This is a genomic window from Mycolicibacterium parafortuitum (assembly GCF_002086815.1).
Classification (GTDB): domain Bacteria; phylum Actinomycetota; class Actinomycetes; order Mycobacteriales; family Mycobacteriaceae; genus Mycobacterium; species Mycobacterium parafortuitum.
The window spans coordinates 98,383-118,240 of sequence record NZ_MVID01000014.1; the positions used below are offsets into that span (position 1 = coordinate 98,383).

A 19,858-nucleotide genomic window follows, 5' to 3' on the forward strand; every position below is an offset into this window, starting at 1 on the left:
CTAATCCAGGAGCTTGCGCCGCATCGCCTCGGCGACTGCCGCGGCACGGTCGCTGACGCCGAGCTTCTCGTACAGACGCTGGACGTGGGTCTTGACGGTCGAGGGGGCGAGATACAGCTCCTTGGCCATCGCCGGAATGGTGCTGCCCGCAGCGATCATCGTCAGCACCTCGCGCTCGCGCGGGCTCAGCACCGGGCCTTCCGGCTCGGCGCGGCGGCGGATCTCCCCGGCCAAGCCGGCCGCGAGCCTCGGGGCGACGACGTCGTGTCCGTTGGCACAGTCGAGCACCGCACTGATCAACTCGCCGCGCGTCGACTCCTTCGGCAGGAAGCCGGCCGCCCCGTCCTGAAGCGCGCGGTAGACGATCGCCGACTCGTCGTGCGCCGAGATCAGCAGCACCCGGGTCGGCAGCTCGTCGCGGTGCACGGCCGCGGCCACCTCGGCGCCGTCCATCCCGGGCATCCGGTAATCCAACAGCGCCACCTGTGGCCGCTGTTCGCGGATCGCGGCCAGCGCCGCGGTGCCGTCGTCGGCTTCGGCGACGACGTCGATCGTCCCGCTCGACTGCAACGCGCGCACCACACCCTCGCGGAACATCGGGTGATCGTCCCCGACCACCACGCGCACCTTTTCGGATCCGGTCATCCGGTCAGCTTCCCACAGCAATGCCGACGCAAGCGTCAAATCGGACCGGAACCCGTATGTCGCGCTGGGTCTTTCACCCTCGCGGTGCCGGTTTGCTCCGGCGCGGTACATATTCGGCACCTCGACGGACTCTGCGCAGCCAAACGCCGGTTTCGACGGTTCGTCTCAGTTCGCTTGACGGACATTTGATCGTTGCCTGTAAAGTGGGCCGAGAACGGGGGTAAAGCCTATGCCCCGCCGCTCCACCGCGGATTGCGGAGTAGCACCATGCACACACCACCGTCGCCCATGCCCAACGGCGATGCCCTGCATTTCGAAAGCGACGACCTCGGCGCGACCGAGGATTTTCTGGTGCGCGCGTACACGAAGATGAAGATCGGCGCGGGTGAGGGTGAGCGCGCCGCGGCGCGGATCGACCGCCATTGGCTCGGATCGCTCACCTTCGACGAGATCGCCCTCGACTTCCACATGTCCTATGACGCCGCGGCGCTCGGCCGGATCTGCCTGTGCCGGGTACACGACGGGCACATCGAGGAGAACTTCATCGGCGAGGACGACGACGTGTTCGCCCCCGGGGATGTGGCGCTGTTGTCGCCGCCGGATCTGCCGTACTCAGGGCGGGTGTGCGAGGCAACCTTCGACCTCACCATGTTCGACACCGCGCTGCTCGACCGTGTCGCGGCTCCGGTGGGCGGTCGGGACACCCGGGTGCGACTGCTCGGACACCGTGCGGTGTCCCCGCAGGCGCAGCGCCAACTCGACGACGCGATCGACTACGTGCGCACGGTGCTACAGACCGACGGTGTCGAGCCGACACCGCTGGTCGCGTCGACGACCGCGTCGATGCTGGCCGCGGTGGTGCTGCAGACCTTGCCGTCCAACGCGAGCTTCGACCCCACCTCCGCCGACCGGGTCGACGCGAACCCACCGCTGCTGCGGCGCGCCATCGCGTACATCGAGAGCAACGCAGACAACGACATTGCGCTCGGCGACATCGCCGCGAGCATCCACGTCACACCCCGGGCGCTGCAGTACATGTTCCGCCGCAACCTGGACATGACACCGATGGAGTATCTGCGCCGGGTCCGGCTCGACCACGCGCACCACGATCTGCTGAAGGCCGACCCGGCCACCACCACGATCCAGATGGTCGCGGCGCGTTGGGGTTTCGGACACACCGGCCGATTCGCATCGATGTATCGGGATGCCTACGGCCGCAACCCCTCCGAGACCCTGCGCAGCTGACCTAACTCAGGCCGCAGGTCGCCGGGCCCTCCAGCAGCGAGCCGTCGGGGGCGAACCGCGACCCGTGCAGCGGGCACTCCCAGGCGAAATCGACGTTGTTCCACTCGACGATGCCGCCCAGATGCGGACACACCGGCGACACCGTGCGCTGTACCCCGTCGACGACGCTGGTCGCGCGCATGTTCCACGGCGGGCCCGAGACGATGCCCTCCCCCTCGGCGGGCCGCTTCGCCGGGGTGCCCATCGGCGTCACCCATCCCTTGGCCAGGTGCAACCCGACCTCGAAGTTCATCTGCAGTGCGGTCGGGATCCCGCTGAGCTCGTGCGGGCTCCAGCTCGCGAACGCCTGCGCCCAGTCCATCCGGCCGCCCAGGATCCGCGAGGACAACGCGAGCGCCGCGGCGATGCCGTTCGTCATCCCCCACTTGTCGAAACCCGTTGCCACCAGGATGTTGTCGAGCTTCGGGAGCAGTGGGCCGACGTAGGGCAGTTCGTCGGCGGGATGGTAGTCCTGCGCCGACCAGAAGTGCGTCTTGACCGCGCCGGGGTAGTGCAGCGTCGCCCAGCGGGTCAGCTCGTCGACCGCGCTCTTCGGATCGTCGGACCGTCCGACGGGATGCCCTGCGCCACCGACGATCAGCTTCTCGCCCGTCGGAGTGGGTGCGTACCGCACCGACCTGGTCGGGGAGTCGACAGAGATGAACATCGGCCGGGTCAGGTCGCCCGGGACGTCGAAAGCCATGCAGTAGGACCGCATCGGTTCGGCCCTGGCGAAGAAGAAGCCGCGGTCCAGCACGGGAATCCCGGTGGCCAGCACCACCTTTCCGGCCGTGATGGCGAAGTACTGATCGCGGGTGTCGTCGGGTTCCGTGCTCTCTCGCGGAGTGGTCATCCGCAGCTTCACCATCACCGACCGCACCCCGGACACCGATGTCGCGCGCACGCCCTGCAGCACGGTGCCGCCGTGGCGTTCCAGTTCGGTGACCACGCTGCTCAGATACGGCATCGGATCGAGCTGCGCCTGGTCGCGCAGCCGCACCCCACCGGCGAACGGGAACGGGACGTCGGCCTCGTCGACCCACTGCGCGTCCAGCTGCGCCTCCCGGCATGCGTCGAGAATGCTTCTGGCGGTGCTGATTCCCCTGCCGTTCTGGGCGTACGCGTGGTCGTCCTCGCGTTGCACGCTGATGCCGTGCTCGTCGCAGTAGCGCAGCAACCAGTCGCGACCCTCGGTGTTGCCGTCGACGTAGGCACGCAGTGTCTCGGTACCGTGCTTGCACGCGATGTGGGCGAGCTTGCTTCCCTGCAGGACGCTGACCTTGCCGGTGGTGTTGCCGGTCGCGCACGCACCGATGTGGCGGGCCTCGACGACCACGACCTTCTTGCCCGCGCGGGACAGCAGCAGTGCGGTCGTCAGACCCGTGATCCCGGCGCCGACCACGACGACATCGGCGGTCCGGACACCGTCCACCTCATCTGGGCGTGACGCGGATTCGGCGCGGCCGTCGGTCCACAGAGATGACATGGCGCGCGGTTTACCCGGTCGGCACCGGCCCAAACGGTTTCACCGGCTCAGAACCGGGCAGTCAGGGCAGATGAGCATCTCCGAACTGACCACCCTTCCCGTCCGGGCCGGAGCGGCGCTGCGCGACAAGCGGTTCTTCCATCCGACCGGCGTGCTGTGCGGCGGCACCGTCACCCGGACCGCCCCCGCCAAGGAAGGCCTGCCGCTGGTGTCCGGCGATGTCATCGGACGGGTCTCCAAGGGCGTCGGAACGCCGGGCTCGCTGCCCGACTTCGCCGGCCTGGCGTGGCGGATGGAACGCGACGCCGACGGATCCGAGCCCTGGGACGTGCTGACGGTGTCGTCGTCGGCGCGGGTCGCGCTGCGTCCCGTCGCGTCCTGGAACGCGGCCCAGTACTCCACATTGATGCCGCTCGGCTACCCCGGCGGAATCTTCTGGCTGCGCGCGACGATGACCACCCCGCTTGACGGCGGGCTCTCGCTCGACGCGGTCCGCGAGCAGCTCACCGGCGGCACCATCGAGTTCGAGGTCGAGCAGGCGTTCGGGGTGGGACCGTTTCTTCCGCTCGCGACACTGACCTTCGACCGGGAGCTGTGCGATGACGACCCGGGCTGCGACCAGCCGTTCGACCCGACCGTGCGCAGCGGCACCGCGGTGACGCTGCTGCCAGGATGGCTGACCTCGCTGCGCCACGCCGCGTACCGCAACAGCCGGGAGGGCCGCGGCGCGGAGTAGGCCGGTTTTCGGTCCGCCGACCTGCGCGAAGTGCACGTTTACACGTGTCATATCGTGGCCTCATGGACTTCGCGATGTCAGCCAAGGCGGCCGAGTATCACAAGCGGTTGACCGACTTCATGGTCGAGTTCGTCTTCCCGGCCGAGGAGTCGTACCACCGGTATCGCGAGGAAGCCGGGCCCAAGGACCACACCGTCCCGCCGGTGGTCGAGGAACTCAAGAAGCAGGCCAAGGAGCGCGGCTTGTGGAACCTGTTCCTCCCGTCGATCTCCGGGCTGTCGAACCTGGAGTACGCGCCGCTGGCCGAGCTGACCGGCTGGAGCCCCGAGATCGCCCCCGAGGCGACCAACTGCGCCGCCCCCGACACCGGGAACATGGAGACGCTGCACCTGTTCGCCAACGAGCAGCAGAGCGAGCAGTGGCTCAAGCCGCTGCTGGCCGGCGAGATCCGTAGCGCGTTCGCGATGACCGAACCCGCGGTGGCCTCCAGCGACGCCCGCAACATCGAAACGACTATTGAGCGCGACGGCGACGACTACGTCATCAACGGCCGCAAATGGTGGATCACCGGCGCCGCCGATCCACGCTGCAAGATCATGATCGTGATGGGCCGCACCAACCCCGACGGCCCCAGCCACCGGCAGCAGTCGATGATCCTGGTGCCCACCGATACGCCCGGAGTGTCCATCGAGCGGTCCCTTCCGGTGTTCGGCTGGCAGGACCAGCACGGGCACTGCGAGATCGTGTTCGACAACGTGCGGGTGCCGGCGTCGAACCTGCTCGACGAGGAGGGCTCCGGCTTCGCGATCGCCCAGGCCCGGCTCGGACCGGGCCGTATCCACCACTGCATGCGCGCGATCGGCGCGGCCGAGCGGGCGCTGGCGCTGATGGTCGACCGGGTGCAGAACCGCATCGCATTCGGCAAGCCGCTGGCCGAGCAGGGCGTGGTGCGCGAGTCGATCGCCAAGTCGCGCAACGAGATCGAACAGACCCGGATGCTGTGCCACAAGGCCGCCTGGACCATCGACCAGCACGGCAACAAGAGCAAGGACGCCCAACTGCTCGTCGCGCAGATCAAGGCCGTCGCCCCGCAGATGGCGTGCGACGTCATCGACCGGGCGATCCAGGTGCACGGCGGGGCCGGAGTCTGCGACGACCTCCCGCTGGCACGGATGTACGGCTGGCACCGCGCGATGCGGCTGTTCGACGGCCCCGACGAGGTGCACATGCGCACGATCGCGCGGGCGGAGCTGGGGAAAGAGAAGTCCGCGCTGGTAGCGGCCGCGTGCGGCCAATCCAGCACGGCCGCGGGCGGCCAGTCCGGTACGGCGGTGACGCGCTAGTGCCCTCGACCGGGCACGAACTCTCGGGGGCGTGGAACTTCCGCGACGTCTCCGAGGAGACCGGCGTGGCCGCGGGCCGGCTGTTCCGGGCCAGTGAGCTGTCCCGGCTCGACGACGCCGGCCGCATCGCGCTCGGCGGATACGGCGTCACCGACGTCGCCGACCTGCGCACCGCCCGTGAACTGGAGCGGCACGGCCCCGGCCTGGTGCCCGCCCAGGTGCAGATCCACCACCTGCCCTTCATCGAGACGGTCGCCGCCGACGGGGAGTCCCCGCACGAGCACGCGTTCCAGCGGATGATGAGCGACAAGCCCGACGGCGAACCCGCCGGCGCGGCGGCCGCGCGCTACATGTCCGAGGAGTACGGCCGGATCGCGCAGGCCCCGCTCGCCCAGCGCGCCGTGCACCGGGTGATCACGCTGCTGGGATCGGGCCGCGCGGTGCTCGCGCACTGCTTCGCCGGCAAGGACCGCACCGGGTTCACGATCGCCGTCGTGCTGGAAGCCGCCGGCGCCGACCGCGACGCGATCATGACCGACTACCTTCGCAGCAACGCGGCGGTGCCGGAGCTTCGGGAGAGCATCCTGGAGTCGGTGCGGGTACGCGCGGCCGAGGCCCCCGAGATCATCGAGCTCGCCGAGGCCAATCTCACCGAGGCGGTACTCGGGGTCCGCGAGGAGTACCTCGACATCGCCCGGCGCACCATCGACACCGAATTCGGTTCCCTGCGAGGCTACCTGGAGTCGGCCGGGGTCACCGACGAAGACCTCACCCGGCTGCGCGCCGCGCTGCACGGTTAGCCCGTCGTGTTCTCGCGCTCCCGGCCGGTCGCCGAGACACCCGCGTGGTTCACCACCGCGCTGGCCGACAAGCCGGAGCACTCGCGCGTCGACGTCGAAGGCGCCGAGATCCATGTTCGGGTGTGGGGCGAGCGGGAGAACCCGCCGCTGGTGCTGGTGCACGGCGGTGCCGCGCACTCCGGCTGGTGGGACCACATCGCGCCGCTGCTGTCGGCCACCCACCGCGTCGTCGCCCCCGACCTGTCGGGACACGGCGACAGCGGCACCAGGGATTCCTACGATCTTCGGCTCTGGGCGCGCGAGGTCATGGCCGCCGCGGCTGCGGAGTCCGACGGGCACCCGACAATCGTGGGTCACAGCCTCGGCGGCTGGGTCACCGCGACGGCGGCCTCACTGTTCGGCGACCGGATCAACAGCATCGTCGTGGTCGACTCGCCGCTGCGTGACCGCGCACCGGAAGAACGGGACCTCAGCCGTAGCAGCAGGTCCCCGAAGGCGTACCGCTCCAAGGACGAGATCGTCGGCCGGTTCCGGCCGGTCCCGGCACAGGACGGGGTGCTGCCGTACGTCTCGGCGCACATCGCGAGCGAGTCGGTGCGGCGCACGCTCAAGGGATGGGTCTGGAAATTCGACCCGGGGATCTTCGGCGGGCATCTCGTCGAGCAGACTCCTGCCGAGCAGGAGGTCATGGAAGCGATGATGAACCAGATGCCGTGTCGCATCGGCTACCTGCGGTGCGAGAACGGTCTGGTTCCACCCGAGATGGCCGATGTCGTCAAAGACATCCTGCAGCTGCGCGGACCCTTCATCGAACTGGCCGAGGCCGGCCACCATCCGATGCTGGACCAGCCGCTGCCGCTGGTGGCGACCCTGCGCACGCTGCTGGAGCTCTGGTCGATCACCTGACCGACGTTCTCACTGCCGAAATCTGCCCTACAGGGTCACGTCAGCACGACACCGACCACCCACGCCACAGTCGCCAGCAGCGCACCGGCCAGTTCGACACCGACGGACAGTGCGACTCCTTTGAGCGCGTGCCACGTCGACACCCACGCGCGGGTCGCGTCGCGCCGGATACTGAGCTCGGCGACGAACACCCCGAGCACGAAGCCGATCAGCAGCCCGATGACGGGGATGACGAAGAACCCGACGACGCCGGCGATGCCACCGACCACCAGGACCGAGGTACGCACGTCGGCCGCGCGCATCCGCTGCACCGGCCAGGTGTACTTGATGATCTGCGACGCGACGTACAGCGCGGCCGCGATCGCGAACACCACCCAGGACACCGTGGTGTTGACGACGAACGCCCACACCGCGATGGCGCCGATCACCAGGATCCCGCCCGGCAGGATCGGCACCACGATGCCGACCAGGCCGATCGCGATCACCAGCGCGACGAGGACGAGGCCGCCGATGCTCATGCCGGCGAGCCTACGTCGCCCGGCCGCTCAGGCGCCCAGTTGATCGGCGAGGTCACCGAAATCCTCTGCCGTGACGTCGAATTCCCCCGCCGCCGGACGGGGTCTGTCGCGACCGGCACCGTACTCGAGCGGACGGTGCACATAGGCCGTGTGCAGACCGGCGTCGCGGGCCGCCCGCAGATCGGACGGGTGGGCGGCGACGAGCATCAGTTCGGCAGGCGCGACGTCGAGGGCACGCGCCGCACCCAGGTACACCTCGCGGTCCGGCTTGTAGTGCCCGAACATCTCCGCCGACAGCACGCTGTCCCACGGCAGGCCAGCACGGGCGGCCATGTTCGTCAGCAGCGACACGTTGCCGTTCGACAGCGTCGCGATCGTGTAGCGCCGCTTCAGCCGTTCCAGCCCTGCGATGGCGTCCGGCCACGGCTGCAGCCGGTGCCATGCCCGGTTCAGGTGGTCGATCGCGGTGTCGTTGACCGCGATCCCGGCCCCGTCGAGCAGCTCGGTGAGCCTGCCGCGGTGCAGATCGTCGATCGGCGTCCACGGCAGCTCACCGCGGCGCACCCGGTCCATCGCCGGGGCGTACCCGGCGCGCCAGTCGTCGGCGAACCGCGCCCAGTCCGCGTCGGCCCCGTGTTCGCGGCCGAACGCGGTGAGCTCGGCGATGATGCTGGAGCGCCAGTCCACGACGGTGCCGAACACGTCGAAGGCGAGCGCTCTGATCACCGGCTCGGCTACCTGCTCTTCGCGCAAGCGCTCATCACGGCTGTCTGCTCTTCGCGCAAGCGCTCATCGGCTACCTGCTCTTCGCGCAAGCGCTCATCACGGCTACCTGCTCTTCGCGCAAGCGCTCATCACGGCTACCTGCTCTTCGCGCAAGCGCTCATCACGGCTACCTGCTCTTCGCGCAAGCGCTCATCACGGCTACCTGCTCTTCGCGCAAGCGCTCATCACGGCTACCTGCTCTTCGCGCAAGCGCTCATCGGCCCGGCTCCAGGACGAGCTTGCCGTTCACCGCACCGTCGGCGAACGCCTGCAGCGCCGCGACCCCTTCGGACAGCGGATACCGCACCGGGTCAGGCGGTTTGAGGCCGTCGTCGACGAGTTCGGCCAGCGCCGCGCCGACCTCGGCCTGCGCGCCCGGTGTGCGGTTGACGAACTCGCCCCACCCGACGCCGACGACGCTCACGTTGCGCAGCAGCAATCGGTTCACCTTGACCGTCGGGATCCCGCCGGCGGCGAAACCGATCACCAGCAGCCGGCCCTCGGTCGCCAGTGCGCGGACCGCATCGTCGAACGTGTCCCCGCCGATCGGGTCGACCACCAGGTCGACGCCGCGGCCACCGGTCTCGGCCTTGACCGCGTCGAGCCAGCCGTCGGTCAGCGGCAGCACCACGTCAGCACCCAGTGACCTGACGAAGTCGGTGGCCGACTCACGGTGCACCATCGCGATCACCTTGGCACCCAGGGCTTTCGCGATCTGGATCGACGCCGTACCGATGCCGCCGCCGGAGCCGAGTACCAGCACCGTCTCGCCCGGCCGCAGCCCGCCGCGGCGGTGCAGAGCGAAGTACATCGTGTAGTAGTTGCCCAGCAGGCAGACCGCCGCCCCGTCGTCGAGCGCCGGGTTGGTCGGGACCACACTGCCCACCGGCAGCGCGACCCGTTCGGCCCACGCGCCGAGCAGACTGAAACCTGAAACCCGTTGTCCGGCAACGAAACCCGAGCCTTCTGGGGCAGACCGCACGGTACCCGCGACCTCCAGACCGGGAACGAACGGCGCGGGCACCTTCATCTGGTATTCGCCCCGCAGCATCAGCAGGTCCGGGAAGCAGACGCCGGCGGCACCGACGTCGATGACCACGGCGTCAGTGCCGCCGGGTTCATCGACGTCGGTGTAGGCCAGCCCTGCCGGACCTGTCAGTTCTTGTGCGACAAGTGCTTTCATCAAGTATCAGCCGAGGCTGAAGGTAGCCCGCTCGGCTGCCGACAGATCGGTGATCTCGCCCCACTTGGCGGCGACGTCGTCGACAGAGGGCACCTCGGTGAACGTCACGCCCTCGTTCTGGAACAGCGCGGTCCGCTGCACCTTGCCGCCGCCGACGATGAACACCGACGCGGTGTCGGGCACCTCTTCGGTGCACAGGTACGACACGATCGGCGCGACGTACTCGGGGGTCAGCTTCTCGAACACCTCGGGCGGCAGGATGTCCTGCGTCATGCGGGTCGCGGCGATCGGTGCGACGGCGTTGGCCTTGATGTTGTACTTGGCGCCTTCCTGGGCCAGCGTGTTGATCAGGCCGACCAGGCCGAGCTTGGCGGCACCGTAGTTGGCCTGACCGAAGTTGCCGAACAGACCACTGGTCGAGGTCGCGACGACGACGCGGCCGAAGCCGTTCTCCCGGAAGTGCGGCCAGGCCGCGCGGATCACGTTGTAGCCGCCGTACAGGTGCACCTTCAACACGGCGTCCCAGTTCTCGAACGTCATCTTGTGGAAGGTGCCGTCGCGCAGGATGCCCGCGTTGGACACCACGCCGTCGACCTTGCCGAACTCGTCGACGGCGGTCTTGATGATGTTCTCGGCACCCTCGGGCTCGGCGACGGAGTCGTAGTTCGCCACGGCGCGGCCGCCGGCGTCCTTGATCTCCTTGACCACCTCGTCGGCCATCGCCGATCCGGCGCCGGTGCCGTCGCGCGCGCCACCGAGGTCGTTGACGACGACGCTGGCGCCCTCGCGGGCGAGCGTCAGGGCGTATTCGCGGCCCAGTCCACCTCCGGCACCCGTGACGACGATGACACGATCCTGCACTCCAGGCACTGATGTTCCTCTCTCAAAGGGTCGAAACGAATCTAGAACAGCTTGCGCGCCAGCTTGAACGCCTTCTCTGTATACGGCGGGTAGATCATCGCGGTGAGGTCGGGTCGGGTCGGCTTGGTCAGCACGGACTTGCGGTGGCTGAACTCCTCGAAGCCGAACTTGCCGTGGTAGGCGCCCAGACCGGACGGGCCGACACCGCCGAACGGCAGCTTGTGCGTCGCGAAGTGGAACAGCAGGTGGTTGACCAGCATGCCGCCCGCCGGGACCTCCTTGATGACGCGCTCGCGCACCGCCTTGGCCTTGGTGAACAGGTAGGCCGCCAGCGGCTTGGGCCGGGAGTTGACGAACGTGATCGCCTCGTCGAGGTTCTGCACGGTGACGACCGGCAGGATGGGCCCGAAGATCTCGTCGGTCATCAGCGGCTCGGCCGGGTCCGGGTCGACGACGACGGTGGGCGCGATCGTGATGTTGGCGGCGTCGGTGCTGCCGCCGATGGCCACCTTGCCCTTCGTCGCGGCCAGCGCGGTGGACAGCCGGTTGAAGTGCCGTTCGTTGACGATCCGCTTGCCGGCGGTGTTACCGGCTTCGAACGCGTCGATGGTCTTGCGGAGTTCGTCGACGAGCTTGTCCCGGACCGGCGCCTCGACCAGCACGTAGTCCGGGGCGATGCAGATCTGGCCGGAGTTGATCAGCTTGGTCCACGCGATGCGCTTCGCGGCGACCTCGACGTCGGCGTCCTTGGCGACGATCACCGGGCTCTTGCCACCCAGTTCCAGCGTGACCGGGGTCAGATGCGAGGCGGCACTCTCGTAGACCTTGCGGCCGATCTCGGTGCCGCCGGTGAAGATCAGGTGGTCGAAGCCCTGCGCGATGAGTTCCTGGCTGACCGCGCCGTCACCCTCGACGACCGCGACCGCGTCGTTGTCCAGGTAGCGCGGCACCAGGTCGGCCATCAGCGCCGACGACGCCGGGGCGACCTCGGAGGGCTTGAGCACGACGGTGTTCCCGGCGGCGATCGCGCCGACGGCGGGTCCGAGCGTCAGCGCGAACGGGAAGTTCCATGCACCGATGATCAGCACGGTGCCGTAGGGCTCGTACTCGATCCAGCCGCGGCCGGGCAGCTGGGAGGCCTCCAGCAGGCGGTAGCGGCGCTTCATCCACTTGCCGACGTTCTTGGCGGCGTAGGCGGCCTCACCGGTGGTGCTGGCGATGTCGGCGAGCCACGCCTCGAACGGAGCGCGGCCCAGATCCTTCTCCAGCGCCTCGGTGATCGCGCCTTCGTTCTCGCTCATCAGCCGTTCCAGCGCGTGCAACTGCTCCTTGCGCCACTGCACGCTGCGGGTGCGACCGGTCGCGAAGGTACGGCGGAGCCGCTGCACGATGGCGGGAATGTCGGCGCCTTCGGCGGCCTGAACTGGGGCTACGGATTCGGTGGTCATGATGGGGCCCTTCCTGACCTCGGAGTAACCCGAATCCTAACCAACCATCTGGTTGGTGAACAGGTGTCAAGACCTCAGGACTTGACCCCGGTGGTGAACGTCGAGAAGGACTCCTCGTCGGCGTCGGGAATCTCGACGAAGCGGCCGAGGCGGCGCATCTCGTCCTGGGCCGCGGTGGGCTCGGCCCGCCAGCCGTGGGTGTTCAGCCAGTCGGCGACGTTGGCGCGGTTGGCGTCTTCGTAGGTCAGTTCGGCGATGTCCATCGGCTCGTCGACGCCGAGCTGCGCGGTGATGGACGCGAAACGCTCCCGCATCTTCTCGCGCCGGTCCGGCGCCTGATTCCCGATCGACTCGGCGGCGACCCGGCTGCCGGCCGCGCTGAGTGCGGTGATCTGCTCGAACAGCCGGTCCTGGGCATCGGCGGGCAGGTACATCAGCAGGCCTTCGGCCAGCCACGCCGTCGGCTGGGCCGGGTCGAAGCCGGCGGCCTTGAGCGCGGCCGGCCAGTCCTGGCGCAGGTCGATGGGCACCTCGCGGCGGTCCGCGGTGGGCTGCACACCGTGCTCGGCCAGCCGTGACGTCTTGTACTCCAGCACCAGCGGCTGGTCGATCTCGAACACGGTCGTACCGGCGGGCCAGGTCAGCCGGTAGGCCCGCGAGTCCAGGCCGGAGGCCAGGATGACGATCTGACGGATGCCGGCAGCGGCCGCGTCGGCGAAGAACGCGTCGAAGAAGTGGGTGCGCACGGCCTGGTAGCTGCTCATGTGCTCGAACATCGCGCCGATCTCGGGGTCGGTCTCGGCGATGCGCGCGACCGCGGACTGGTCGGCGATGAACTGCCAGGCTCCGCTGGTGCCGGCACCGGCGATCAGCAGCTTCGCGTACGGATCGTTGATCAGGGGGTTCGGGCGTTCGGTCTCGGCGGCTCGGGCCGCGGCGACCATCACTGCGGTGGCCCCGACGCTGGACGCGATGTCCCAGGTGTCGTTGTCGGTGCGAAGTGAACTCATAACTCAACTCCGGGGGGTCGAAAGAGACACGAATACTTCGCAAGTCTATCTAATAAATAGGGGTGTCAGACTCTGCTGTGGGCGAAATTACAGCGGCAAATCAGCAGGCAAATAGGTGAGCACGCCTACGCAACCCGGTACTAGTCGGCGACGTTCCAGAGCTTGTTGGCGAGCAGCAGCTCGAGTTTGTGCACGACGGCGCTCAGGTCGGAGCGGTCACCGACGAAGCCGGCATAGAAGCCCATCCCCCAGACCACCGCGACCAGCATCTCGACGAGGTGGTCGACGTCGGTGTCACTGCTCAGCTCGCCGCGAGCGATGGCGTCGTTGACGGCCCACGACACGAACGCGCGCGAATTCTTCATCGAGTCGTGCTCGTCATTGCCGAGCTCGGGATGGCGCTGGGACTCCAGCACCGACGTGACCAGGAACGCCGCCGCGGAGCGGTCTTCGGAGTCGGCCTGAGTGGCAACCGACAAAAAGGCGGTCAACCGGTCCACGAGCGTCGACTGCTCGCGGGCCCTGGCGACACCCTCGGTGAGGACGGTCGCGTTCACCTGCTCGACCACCTCGGACCACAACACGCGTTTGCTCGCGAAGTAGTGATTGATTGCGGGTCTGGTGAGATCGGCGCGTATGGCGATCGCCTGGAACGTCGCTGCGTCGTACCCGAGTTCGCTGAACACTTCGCGAGCGGCGCGCAAAATGCGCTCCCGTGTTTCAGCTGCCTTCGCTGCGGGAGGACGTCCTGGGCCTCGACTAGCCGTATACGGCACGGTCAAATTGTGCCACACGCCACGTGGCGGGCGGTGACGCAACTTCCCGTCGTTACCGCTCGGAGACCGGTCAGCAAACCCCGTCGCGGCCGGCCCGAGCGCCGATCCACGAGGCTGACTGGGCAACCTGCGATATCGAACTAGGGTTTCTGACATGGGGGCGGTGTCATCGCGGGAGGCGTTCTTCGACGCAGGCCTGGAAGTCCTGTCCGATCAGGGCTACGGCGGGCTGAAGCTCGCCGAGGTGTGCCAGCGTCTCGGGGTCACGACCGGCTCGTTCTACCACTACTTCACCAACTGGGGCGCGTACACGGGGCAGCTGGTGAAGTACTGGCACGACGGCCTGACGGTGCGGGTGGTCGAGGCCGTGCAGTCCGAACCCGACCCGCGCGAACGCATCGGCCGGCTCATCGAATTCGGTCTGACCCTTCCGCACGGTGCGGAGTCCGCGATCAGGGTGTGGAGCTTCATCGATCCCGAGGTGCGTTCCGTCCAGGCCGACGTGGACCGTCAGCGGTTTCAGGTGCTGTACGACTCTGCGCTGCAGATCGTCGAGAACACCCGCCAGGCGGAGCTGTTCGCGGCCTGGGCGGTCTACCTGCTGGTGGGCTATGAGCAGGCCCTGCTGCCCCGGGACATCGGGGGATTGCGGTGGCTGGTCGACCAGCTCCTCGACGCTCTCGACGCGGGCCGATTCGAGTCGGTGCCGCCCGGTGAGTAAGCGCGTCCGCACCGTCGCGCCACGGCCCGCCCTGATCGCCGCCGGAGCAGTCCACCGCGTCCGCGTTTCTACGCCGCAGCAAATTGTTACGGTTCGCTTACTATCGCCATTTTCGACGCGTTGGGGCGTCGCTGCCGGGCTCGGGGACTGATGCGCACGGCCGGGGACGGGGCGCGCACCCGTATCGCGGACCGGATTGCGCGGCGCGATCCCGACCGGGACGCCCTGCGCCGGGCACTGCGCGCCGCCATGGTGGTGCCGGCGGCCGGCGGGCTGAGCTTCGCGCTCGCCGGCGGCAGTTCACAAACACTGATGTTCACCATTTTCGGATCGGTGGCGCTGCTGGTGTTCTCCGATTTCCCGGGGAACCGGCAGAACCGGGCGGTGGCCTATCTGGGACTCGGCTTCAACGGCTGTGTTCTCATCACCCTCGGCACGTTGGTCGCGCCGCATCCGTGGCCCGCGGTGGCCGCGATGTTCGTGCTCGGTGTCGCGGTGACCTTCTCCGGGGTGCTCAGCGAAACGCTGGCCGCCGGCCAGCGCGCCACCCTGCTGACCTTCGTACTACCCGCCTGCACGCCGCCGGGTCCGGTGAGTGAACGCCTGCTCGGCTGGGCGATCGCCCTGGCGGTCTGTGTGCCCGCCGCGCTGTTCCTGCTGCCGCCGCGTCATCACGGTCAACTGCGGCGCCGCGCGGCGCGGGCGTGCGCCACCCTGGCCGACCGGCTGGACGGCACCGCGACGGCCGAGGATGTCACCCGGGCGATGGACGCGCTGCGGGAAACGTTCCTGGGAGCCGATTTTCGGCCGGTCGGGTTGACCGCGGGCAGCCGGGCACTGGTACGCGTCGTCGACGACCTGGAGTGGGTGGCCGATCGCACCGGCGCCTCGACCGGCGTCACCCTGCGGGACAAGGACGCGGTGGTGCGCGTGCTGCGCGCCGCGGCCGGCGTGCTCAGCATCACCAGGCCCGCGGACCGCGACATGGCCCGCGCGGAGTTGGAGGCCGCGCTGATGGCGTTGCGCACCGCCGCGCGGGGGCGCTGGCGCGAGGACCTCGACGAGATCCTCGGTTGCGCCGACGACGACGAGGCCGTCGCGTTGGGCCGTGATCTGTTGCGCCGCCGCACCATTGCCGCGACGGTGATCGCCACCGGCCGCATCATCGCGGTGGCCGCCGCGGCCGACGCGCGCCCGGTGTGGGCGCGGGCACTGGGCCGGCGGCTGCCTCCGACCGGTGCGTCGGACCGGCTGCTGCCGGAAACCGTTGCCGCCGCGAAGATCACCACCGGGTTCCTGGAGAACCGCTCGGTCGCGGTGCGCAACAGCCTGCGCACCGGCCTCGGGCTGGCGCTGGCCGTGGCCGTCACCCACGTCTTTCCCGTCGAGCACGGGTTCTGGGTGGTGCTCGGTGCGCTGTCGGTGTTGCGGAGCAGCGCCCTGACGACCGGCACGCGGGTGTGGCGTGCGGTGGTCGGGACCGGCATCGGGTTCCTGCTCGGTGCGGTGCTGATCGGTCTCGTCGGGGTGAACCCGGTGGTGCTGTGGATCCTGATGCCGCTGGCGGTGTTCGGCTCCGCCTACGTGCCCGAGATCGCGTCGTTCACCGCGGCGCAGGCCGCGTTCACGATGATGGTGCTGATCTTCTTCAACCTGATCGTGCCCACCGGCTGGGAGGTCGGCCTGATCCGGGTCGAGGACGTGTTCGTCGGCGCGATGGTGGGTGTCGTGGTGTCGGTGCTGATGTGGCCGCGCGGTGCGACCGCGTCGGTGACCCGCGCGATCGACTCGGCCCGGTTCGTCGCCGCCCGATATCTGCGGGCGGCAGTGCTGCGCGTCACCCGCGGCGCGTACGAGGGCCGCAACGACGAGGTGGCCACCCTCGGCCACCAGGCGCTCGACGCGTCGCGGGTCATCGATGATGCTGTGCGGCAGTATCTTTCGGAGGGCAGCGGCGAGACCGACTTCCGCGCGCCGGTGGTGCGGTCGTTCAACCGCGCCACCCGGCTGCGCAGCGCCGCCGACCTGATCGCCGACATCCCGACCCCGCCGCCGCTGGGGGCCTACCCGAAGTTGCGCGCGGTGCTGGAGTCCCACGTGGACGCGATCTGCCAGCGCGTCGCGGGACGCGGCGAACCGACGGGGCACTGGGTGCCGATCAGTGAGGACTTCGTCCGCACCCTGCGCGCGGAGGCGATCCCCGACAACCTCGGTGTCGCCGCGGCCCTGCCGTTGCTCACCGCCGCCGCAGTGATCGGCGAGCTCGAGCTGATCTACCCGTGGAACCCGGCCGAGTCCTGACCCGTCATCGCGACGGGCGGTGCGGCCGCAGCGCGTCCGGCGGGATCGCACCGAACTTGCCCGCCTGGAAATCCTCGACGGCTTCCAGGATCTGGGACTTGGTGTTCATCACGAACGGTCCGTACTGGAAGATCGGCTCGCGGATCGGCTTGCCGCCCAGCAGAAGCACTTCCAGGGCGGGGCGGTGTGAGTCCTGCCGGGCCTCGGCGGACACGGTGATGCGGTCGCCGGGGCCGAGCACCGCCAACTGGCCCTGCTGGATCGGATGTCCGACAGGGCCCACCGCGCCGCGGCCCGACAGCACGTACACCAGCGCGTTGAAGTCCCGGTTCCACGGCAGGTTCAATTGCGCGCCGGGCTCGATCGTCGCGTGCGCCAACGTGATCGGGGTGTGCGTCGCACCCGGCCCGGAGCGCCCGTCGATATCGCCGGCGATGATGCGCACCAAGGCGCCACCGTCGTCGGACGCGAGCAGCGCGGCCTGTTCCCCTTCGATCGCCTGATATCTCGGGGCGGCGAACTTGTCCTGCTTCGGCAGGTTCACCCAGAGCTGGATGCCGTGGAACAGCCCCCCGCTGTCGACGAGTTCGGCCGGCGGGGTCTCGATGTGCAGGATGCCCGACCCGGCGGTCATCCACTGGGTGGCGCCGTCGGTGATCAGGCCGCCGCCGCCGTGCGAGTCCTGGTGCGCGAAGCGCCCGTCGATCATGTACGTGACCGTCTCGAACCCGCGATGCGGATGCCAGTCGGTGCCGCGCGGCTCGCCCGGCTCGTACTCGACCTCGCCCATCTGGTCCATGTGGATGAACGGGTCGAGCTCGCGGGGGTTGACCCCGGCGAAGGCCCGGACGACCGGGAATCCCTCGCCCTCGAAGCCGCGCGGTCCGGTCGTGATGGTCCGCACGGGACGTTCGGTATCGGTGGCCGTGGGTCGTCCGATCCGCGGCAGTTCTAGCGTGTTCGCGGTGATAGCAGGCATGCTCACCCTAACCGGACTGTGGTCCGAATAATTCCCGGGGCGTCTGGGTGCTCCCAGTGTGCACTGCGCGCGACCCGGGGTACCCGCCTCCCGGAGAGGAGGGGCCATGACAGACAGCGACGGCTCCACGCAATGGGAGGTGGTGACCGCGACCGCCTACGACCGGGGCAATCCCGCGGCGGGCGCCGAGGAGACCACCGTGGCCCGCGGCGGTGAGCACGAGGCGCGGCGCGTCTACGCCGACACCACGGCCGAGGCCGGCGAACGGGGCTACGAATATGTGCGGTTGCGGTGTGAGGGCCGCGATGTCGAGTCGTGGCCGCAGCAGACGGGTTGGACGGTCTAACCCAGCACGGCCAGCGCCGCGGCCCTGGCCTCGGCCGCGCTCGCGGCGCCGAGGACGGCGTCGGCGGCGGCGCGGCACTGCTGCATGGTGACCTGCGACAGTTTGGCGCCGACGCCCTGCACCGCGGCGGCGGCGGCCGACAGCGACGACACCCCCAATCCGGCCAGCACGCAGCCCAGCAGCGGGTCGGCCGCCGCCTCGCCACACACCCCGACCCGCTTGCCCACGGCCACACCGGCTTTCGCCGTCATTGCGACCAAGGCCAGCACGGCGGGCTGCCACGGGTCGGTCAGCGTGGCCAGCTCGGCCGACATCCGGTCGGCGGCCATCGTGTACTGCCCGAGGTCGTTGGTGCCGATCGACAGGAACTCGACGTGCTCCAGGATCCGGTCGGCGAGCAGCGCCGCGGCAGGCACCTCGATCATCACCCCCGGGATCAATCCGTGCGAACGTGCACTTTCGGCAAAGTTCCGTGCCTCCTCGGGGGTTGCGATCATCGGCGCCATCACCCAGGGCGACGTACCGGTCCGCTCACCGGCGAGCGCGATGGCCTCGAGCTGGCGCTGCAGCAGACCCGGGTTGTTGAAGGAGATACGGAAACCGCGCACACCCAGCGCGGGGTTCGCCTCGTCGGGGTGACCGGCGAACTTCAGCGGCTTGTCCGAGCCCGCGTCGAGAGTGCGGATCACCACCTTGCTCTCCGGGAAGGCCTCCAGCACCTCGGCGTAGATCTTGGCCTGCTCGTCGACGGTGGGTTCGGTGTCGGTGTTCAGGAAGCACAACTCGGTGCGGAACAGCCCGATGCCTTCGGCCGGGGTGTTGCGCGCGGCGCGTGCGGCGGCCCCGTCCTGCACGTTGGCGTACACCGCGACCGGGTGGCCGTCGGCGGTCGCCCCGGGGCCGGTCCAGCTCGCGGCGGCATCGGTCGCCCGCTTCGCGTCCGCCATCTGGGAGCGCGCCGACTCCGCGTCCGGGGACACCGTGACCGTTCCCCGGGTGCCGTCGACCATCACCATGGTGCCCGCGGCGACGTCGTCGAGGCCGGTGACCGCGACGACGCACGGGATGCCGAGCTGGCGGGCGATGATCGCGGTGTGGCTGGTCGGCCCGCCCAGCGTGGTGGCCAGCGCGACGACGAGCTCGGGGTCCAGCCCGGCCGTGTCGGCCGGGGCGAGGTCCTCGGCGCACAGGATCGAGGGTTCCTCGGGGAGGGGGACGCCGGGCTCGGGCAGGCCCTGAAGTTCGGCGATGACGCGGGCGCGGATGTCACGCAGATCGGTGACGCGTTCGGCCATCAGGCCGCCCAGTTTGGTGAACACGTCCACGAACTGGTCGATGGCGCCGTCGACCGCGCGCACCGCGGGCGCGCCGTCTTTGATGCGTTTCTCGGCCGCGCCCAGCCAGCCGCGGTCGGTCGCCAGGGTCGCGGTCGCGGCGAGCACCTCGGAGGCCGGGCCGGTCGCGTGGGCCGCACGCTCGCGCAGCCGGTCGGCCACCGCCGCCGCTGCCGTGCTGAACCGCTCCCTCTCCGCCTCGCGTTCACCCTCGGGGACTTGCGCGTCCGCCGGGAGGTCGAGGTCGGGAAGTTTGCCGGGCCGGATCACCGGGGCGTACTGGATTCCGGGAACCACCGGCACCCCGTGAAGCACGGCGCCCGCCAACAGTGATGCACGCGAGGTATCCGAAGTCATGTGAACTAGGTTACAGAAATCCCTTGACAAGTCAACACATTCAGTAGTAAAACCAAAAA

Annotated in this window: 19 protein-coding genes; 8 read left to right on the forward strand and 11 right to left on the reverse strand. The window is 69.2% G+C overall.

Annotation, left to right across the window (positions count from 1 at the left end; genetic code table 11):
* Complete coding sequence (locus BST38_RS16330; RefSeq protein WP_083144384.1) at nt 1-645, reverse strand: response regulator transcription factor; 645 nt, start codon at nt 643-645, stop codon at nt 1-3.
* A gap of 267 nt (nt 646-912) precedes the next feature.
* Between BST38_RS16330 and BST38_RS16335 the strand changes: the two genes are divergently transcribed.
* Nucleotides 913-1,890 carry a helix-turn-helix domain-containing protein gene (locus tag BST38_RS16335; protein ID WP_083144385.1) on the forward strand — a complete coding sequence of 326 codons (978 nt, stop codon included), beginning with the start codon at nt 913-915 and terminating at the stop codon, nt 1,888-1,890.
* A 1-nt stretch (nt 1,891) separates the two neighbouring features.
* Here BST38_RS16335 and BST38_RS16340 read toward each other — a convergent pair whose 3' ends face one another.
* Complete coding sequence (locus tag BST38_RS16340) at nt 1,892-3,415, reverse strand: FAD-dependent oxidoreductase (protein ID WP_083144386.1); 1,524 nt, start codon at nt 3,413-3,415, stop codon at nt 1,892-1,894.
* 70 nt (nt 3,416-3,485) lie between these two features.
* On the opposite strand from BST38_RS16340, the gene BST38_RS16345 reads away from it, so the two are divergent.
* The 4 genes from BST38_RS16345 to BST38_RS16360 all read left to right on the forward strand — a co-directional run bounded on the left by BST38_RS16345 (nt 3,486) and on the right by BST38_RS16360 (nt 7,200).
* Nucleotides 3,486-4,151 (forward strand): phosphodiesterase, encoded by a 666-nt coding sequence (locus tag BST38_RS16345; protein ID WP_083144387.1) that lies wholly within the window; start codon nt 3,486-3,488, stop codon nt 4,149-4,151.
* Nucleotides 4,152-4,213: 62 nt separating this feature from the next.
* Complete coding sequence (locus BST38_RS16350) at nt 4,214-5,494, forward strand: acyl-CoA dehydrogenase family protein (RefSeq protein ID WP_181791980.1); 1,281 nt, start codon at nt 4,214-4,216, stop codon at nt 5,492-5,494.
* Nucleotides 5,494-6,294: a tyrosine-protein phosphatase gene (locus tag BST38_RS16355; RefSeq protein WP_083144389.1), complete on the forward strand. Its 801-nt coding sequence runs from the start codon at nt 5,494-5,496 to the stop codon at nt 6,292-6,294. The genes BST38_RS16350 and BST38_RS16355 overlap by 1 nt, the downstream gene beginning before the upstream one ends.
* Nucleotides 6,295-6,300: 6 nt before the next feature.
* Nucleotides 6,301-7,200, forward strand: a complete 900-nt coding sequence (locus tag BST38_RS16360; RefSeq protein ID WP_083144390.1) for an alpha/beta fold hydrolase — start codon at nt 6,301-6,303, stop codon at nt 7,198-7,200.
* 35 nt (nt 7,201-7,235) lie between these two features.
* Here BST38_RS16360 and BST38_RS16365 read toward each other — a convergent pair whose 3' ends face one another.
* The 7 genes from BST38_RS16365 to BST38_RS16395 all read right to left on the reverse strand — a co-directional run bounded on the left by BST38_RS16365 (nt 7,236) and on the right by BST38_RS16395 (nt 13,761).
* Nucleotides 7,236-7,718 (reverse strand): DUF456 domain-containing protein, encoded by a 483-nt coding sequence (locus tag BST38_RS16365; protein ID WP_083144391.1) that lies wholly within the window; start codon nt 7,716-7,718, stop codon nt 7,236-7,238.
* Between the two features lie 27 nt (nt 7,719-7,745).
* On the reverse strand, nt 7,746-8,444 hold the full coding sequence (locus tag BST38_RS16370) for a haloacid dehalogenase type II (protein ID WP_083144421.1): 699 nt from the start codon (nt 8,442-8,444) through the stop codon (nt 7,746-7,748).
* A 253-nt stretch (nt 8,445-8,697) separates the two neighbouring features.
* Nucleotides 8,698-9,666: an NADPH:quinone oxidoreductase family protein gene (locus BST38_RS16375; RefSeq protein WP_083144392.1), complete on the reverse strand. Its 969-nt coding sequence runs from the start codon at nt 9,664-9,666 to the stop codon at nt 8,698-8,700.
* Nucleotides 9,667-9,672: 6 nt separating this feature from the next.
* The gene (locus tag BST38_RS16380; protein ID WP_083144393.1) at nt 9,673-10,536 is read right to left on the reverse strand and encodes an SDR family oxidoreductase; all 864 of its coding nucleotides are present in this window, start codon (nt 10,534-10,536) and stop codon (nt 9,673-9,675) included.
* A gap of 32 nt (nt 10,537-10,568) precedes the next feature.
* Nucleotides 10,569-11,975 carry an aldehyde dehydrogenase family protein gene (locus tag BST38_RS16385; RefSeq protein WP_083144394.1) on the reverse strand — a complete coding sequence of 469 codons (1,407 nt, stop codon included), beginning with the start codon at nt 11,973-11,975 and terminating at the stop codon, nt 10,569-10,571.
* Between the two features lie 74 nt (nt 11,976-12,049).
* Nucleotides 12,050-12,985, reverse strand: coding sequence for an SAM-dependent methyltransferase (locus tag BST38_RS16390; RefSeq protein ID WP_083144395.1), 936 nt, complete (start codon nt 12,983-12,985; stop codon nt 12,050-12,052).
* A 140-nt stretch (nt 12,986-13,125) separates the two neighbouring features.
* Nucleotides 13,126-13,761, reverse strand: a complete 636-nt coding sequence (locus BST38_RS16395; RefSeq protein ID WP_181791979.1) for a TetR/AcrR family transcriptional regulator — start codon at nt 13,759-13,761, stop codon at nt 13,126-13,128.
* A 154-nt stretch (nt 13,762-13,915) separates the two neighbouring features.
* On the opposite strand from BST38_RS16395, the gene BST38_RS16400 reads away from it, so the two are divergent.
* Complete coding sequence (locus tag BST38_RS16400) at nt 13,916-14,482, forward strand: TetR/AcrR family transcriptional regulator (protein WP_083144397.1); 567 nt, start codon at nt 13,916-13,918, stop codon at nt 14,480-14,482.
* A 150-nt stretch (nt 14,483-14,632) separates the two neighbouring features.
* Nucleotides 14,633-16,783, forward strand: a complete 2,151-nt coding sequence (locus BST38_RS16405) for an FUSC family protein (protein ID WP_083144398.1) — start codon at nt 14,633-14,635, stop codon at nt 16,781-16,783.
* Between the two features lie 4 nt (nt 16,784-16,787).
* Here BST38_RS16405 and BST38_RS16410 read toward each other — a convergent pair whose 3' ends face one another.
* Nucleotides 16,788-17,762, reverse strand: a complete 975-nt coding sequence (locus BST38_RS16410; protein ID WP_083144399.1) for a pirin family protein — start codon at nt 17,760-17,762, stop codon at nt 16,788-16,790.
* A gap of 106 nt (nt 17,763-17,868) precedes the next feature.
* On the opposite strand from BST38_RS16410, the gene BST38_RS16415 reads away from it, so the two are divergent.
* Entirely contained in the window at nt 17,869-18,108 is a 240-nt protein-coding gene (locus BST38_RS16415) for a hypothetical protein (RefSeq protein WP_083144400.1), read from the forward strand.
* Here the strand turns inward: BST38_RS16415 and ptsP are convergent.
* Nucleotides 18,105-19,799: a phosphoenolpyruvate--protein phosphotransferase gene (gene ptsP / locus BST38_RS16420; protein ID WP_181791978.1), complete on the reverse strand. Its 1,695-nt coding sequence runs from the start codon at nt 19,797-19,799 to the stop codon at nt 18,105-18,107. The genes BST38_RS16415 and ptsP overlap by 4 nt on opposite strands.
* Nucleotides 19,800-19,858: the final 59 nt, after the last annotated feature.

Excerpts from the sequence above, each read along its gene's own strand:
- BST38_RS16330 (WP_083144384.1), bottom strand. The coding sequence starts at position 645 with ATGACCGGATCCGAAAAGGTGCGCGTGGTGGTCGGGGACGATCACCCG.
- BST38_RS16335 (WP_083144385.1), top strand. The coding sequence starts at position 913 with ATGCACACACCACCGTCGCCCATGCCCAACGGCGATGCCCTGCATTTC.
- BST38_RS16340 (WP_083144386.1), bottom strand. The coding sequence starts at position 3,415 with ATGTCATCTCTGTGGACCGACGGCCGCGCCGAATCCGCGTCACGCCCA.
- BST38_RS16345 (WP_083144387.1), top strand. The coding sequence starts at position 3,486 with ATGAGCATCTCCGAACTGACCACCCTTCCCGTCCGGGCCGGAGCGGCG.
- BST38_RS16350 (WP_181791980.1), top strand. The coding sequence starts at position 4,214 with ATGGACTTCGCGATGTCAGCCAAGGCGGCCGAGTATCACAAGCGGTTG.
- BST38_RS16365 (WP_083144391.1), bottom strand. The coding sequence starts at position 7,718 with ATGAGCATCGGCGGCCTCGTCCTCGTCGCGCTGGTGATCGCGATCGGC.
- BST38_RS16375 (WP_083144392.1), bottom strand. The coding sequence starts at position 9,666 with ATGAAAGCACTTGTCGCACAAGAACTGACAGGTCCGGCAGGGCTGGCC.
- BST38_RS16385 (WP_083144394.1), bottom strand. The coding sequence starts at position 11,975 with ATGACCACCGAATCCGTAGCCCCAGTTCAGGCCGCCGAAGGCGCCGAC.
- BST38_RS16390 (WP_083144395.1), bottom strand. The coding sequence starts at position 12,985 with ATGAGTTCACTTCGCACCGACAACGACACCTGGGACATCGCGTCCAGC.
- BST38_RS16400 (WP_083144397.1), top strand. The coding sequence starts at position 13,916 with ATGGGGGCGGTGTCATCGCGGGAGGCGTTCTTCGACGCAGGCCTGGAA.
- BST38_RS16405 (WP_083144398.1), top strand. The coding sequence starts at position 14,633 with ATGCGCACGGCCGGGGACGGGGCGCGCACCCGTATCGCGGACCGGATT.
- BST38_RS16410 (WP_083144399.1), bottom strand. The coding sequence starts at position 17,762 with ATGCCTGCTATCACCGCGAACACGCTAGAACTGCCGCGGATCGGACGA.
- BST38_RS16415 (WP_083144400.1), top strand. The coding sequence starts at position 17,869 with ATGACAGACAGCGACGGCTCCACGCAATGGGAGGTGGTGACCGCGACC.
- ptsP (WP_181791978.1), bottom strand. The coding sequence starts at position 19,799 with ATGACTTCGGATACCTCGCGTGCATCACTGTTGGCGGGCGCCGTGCTT.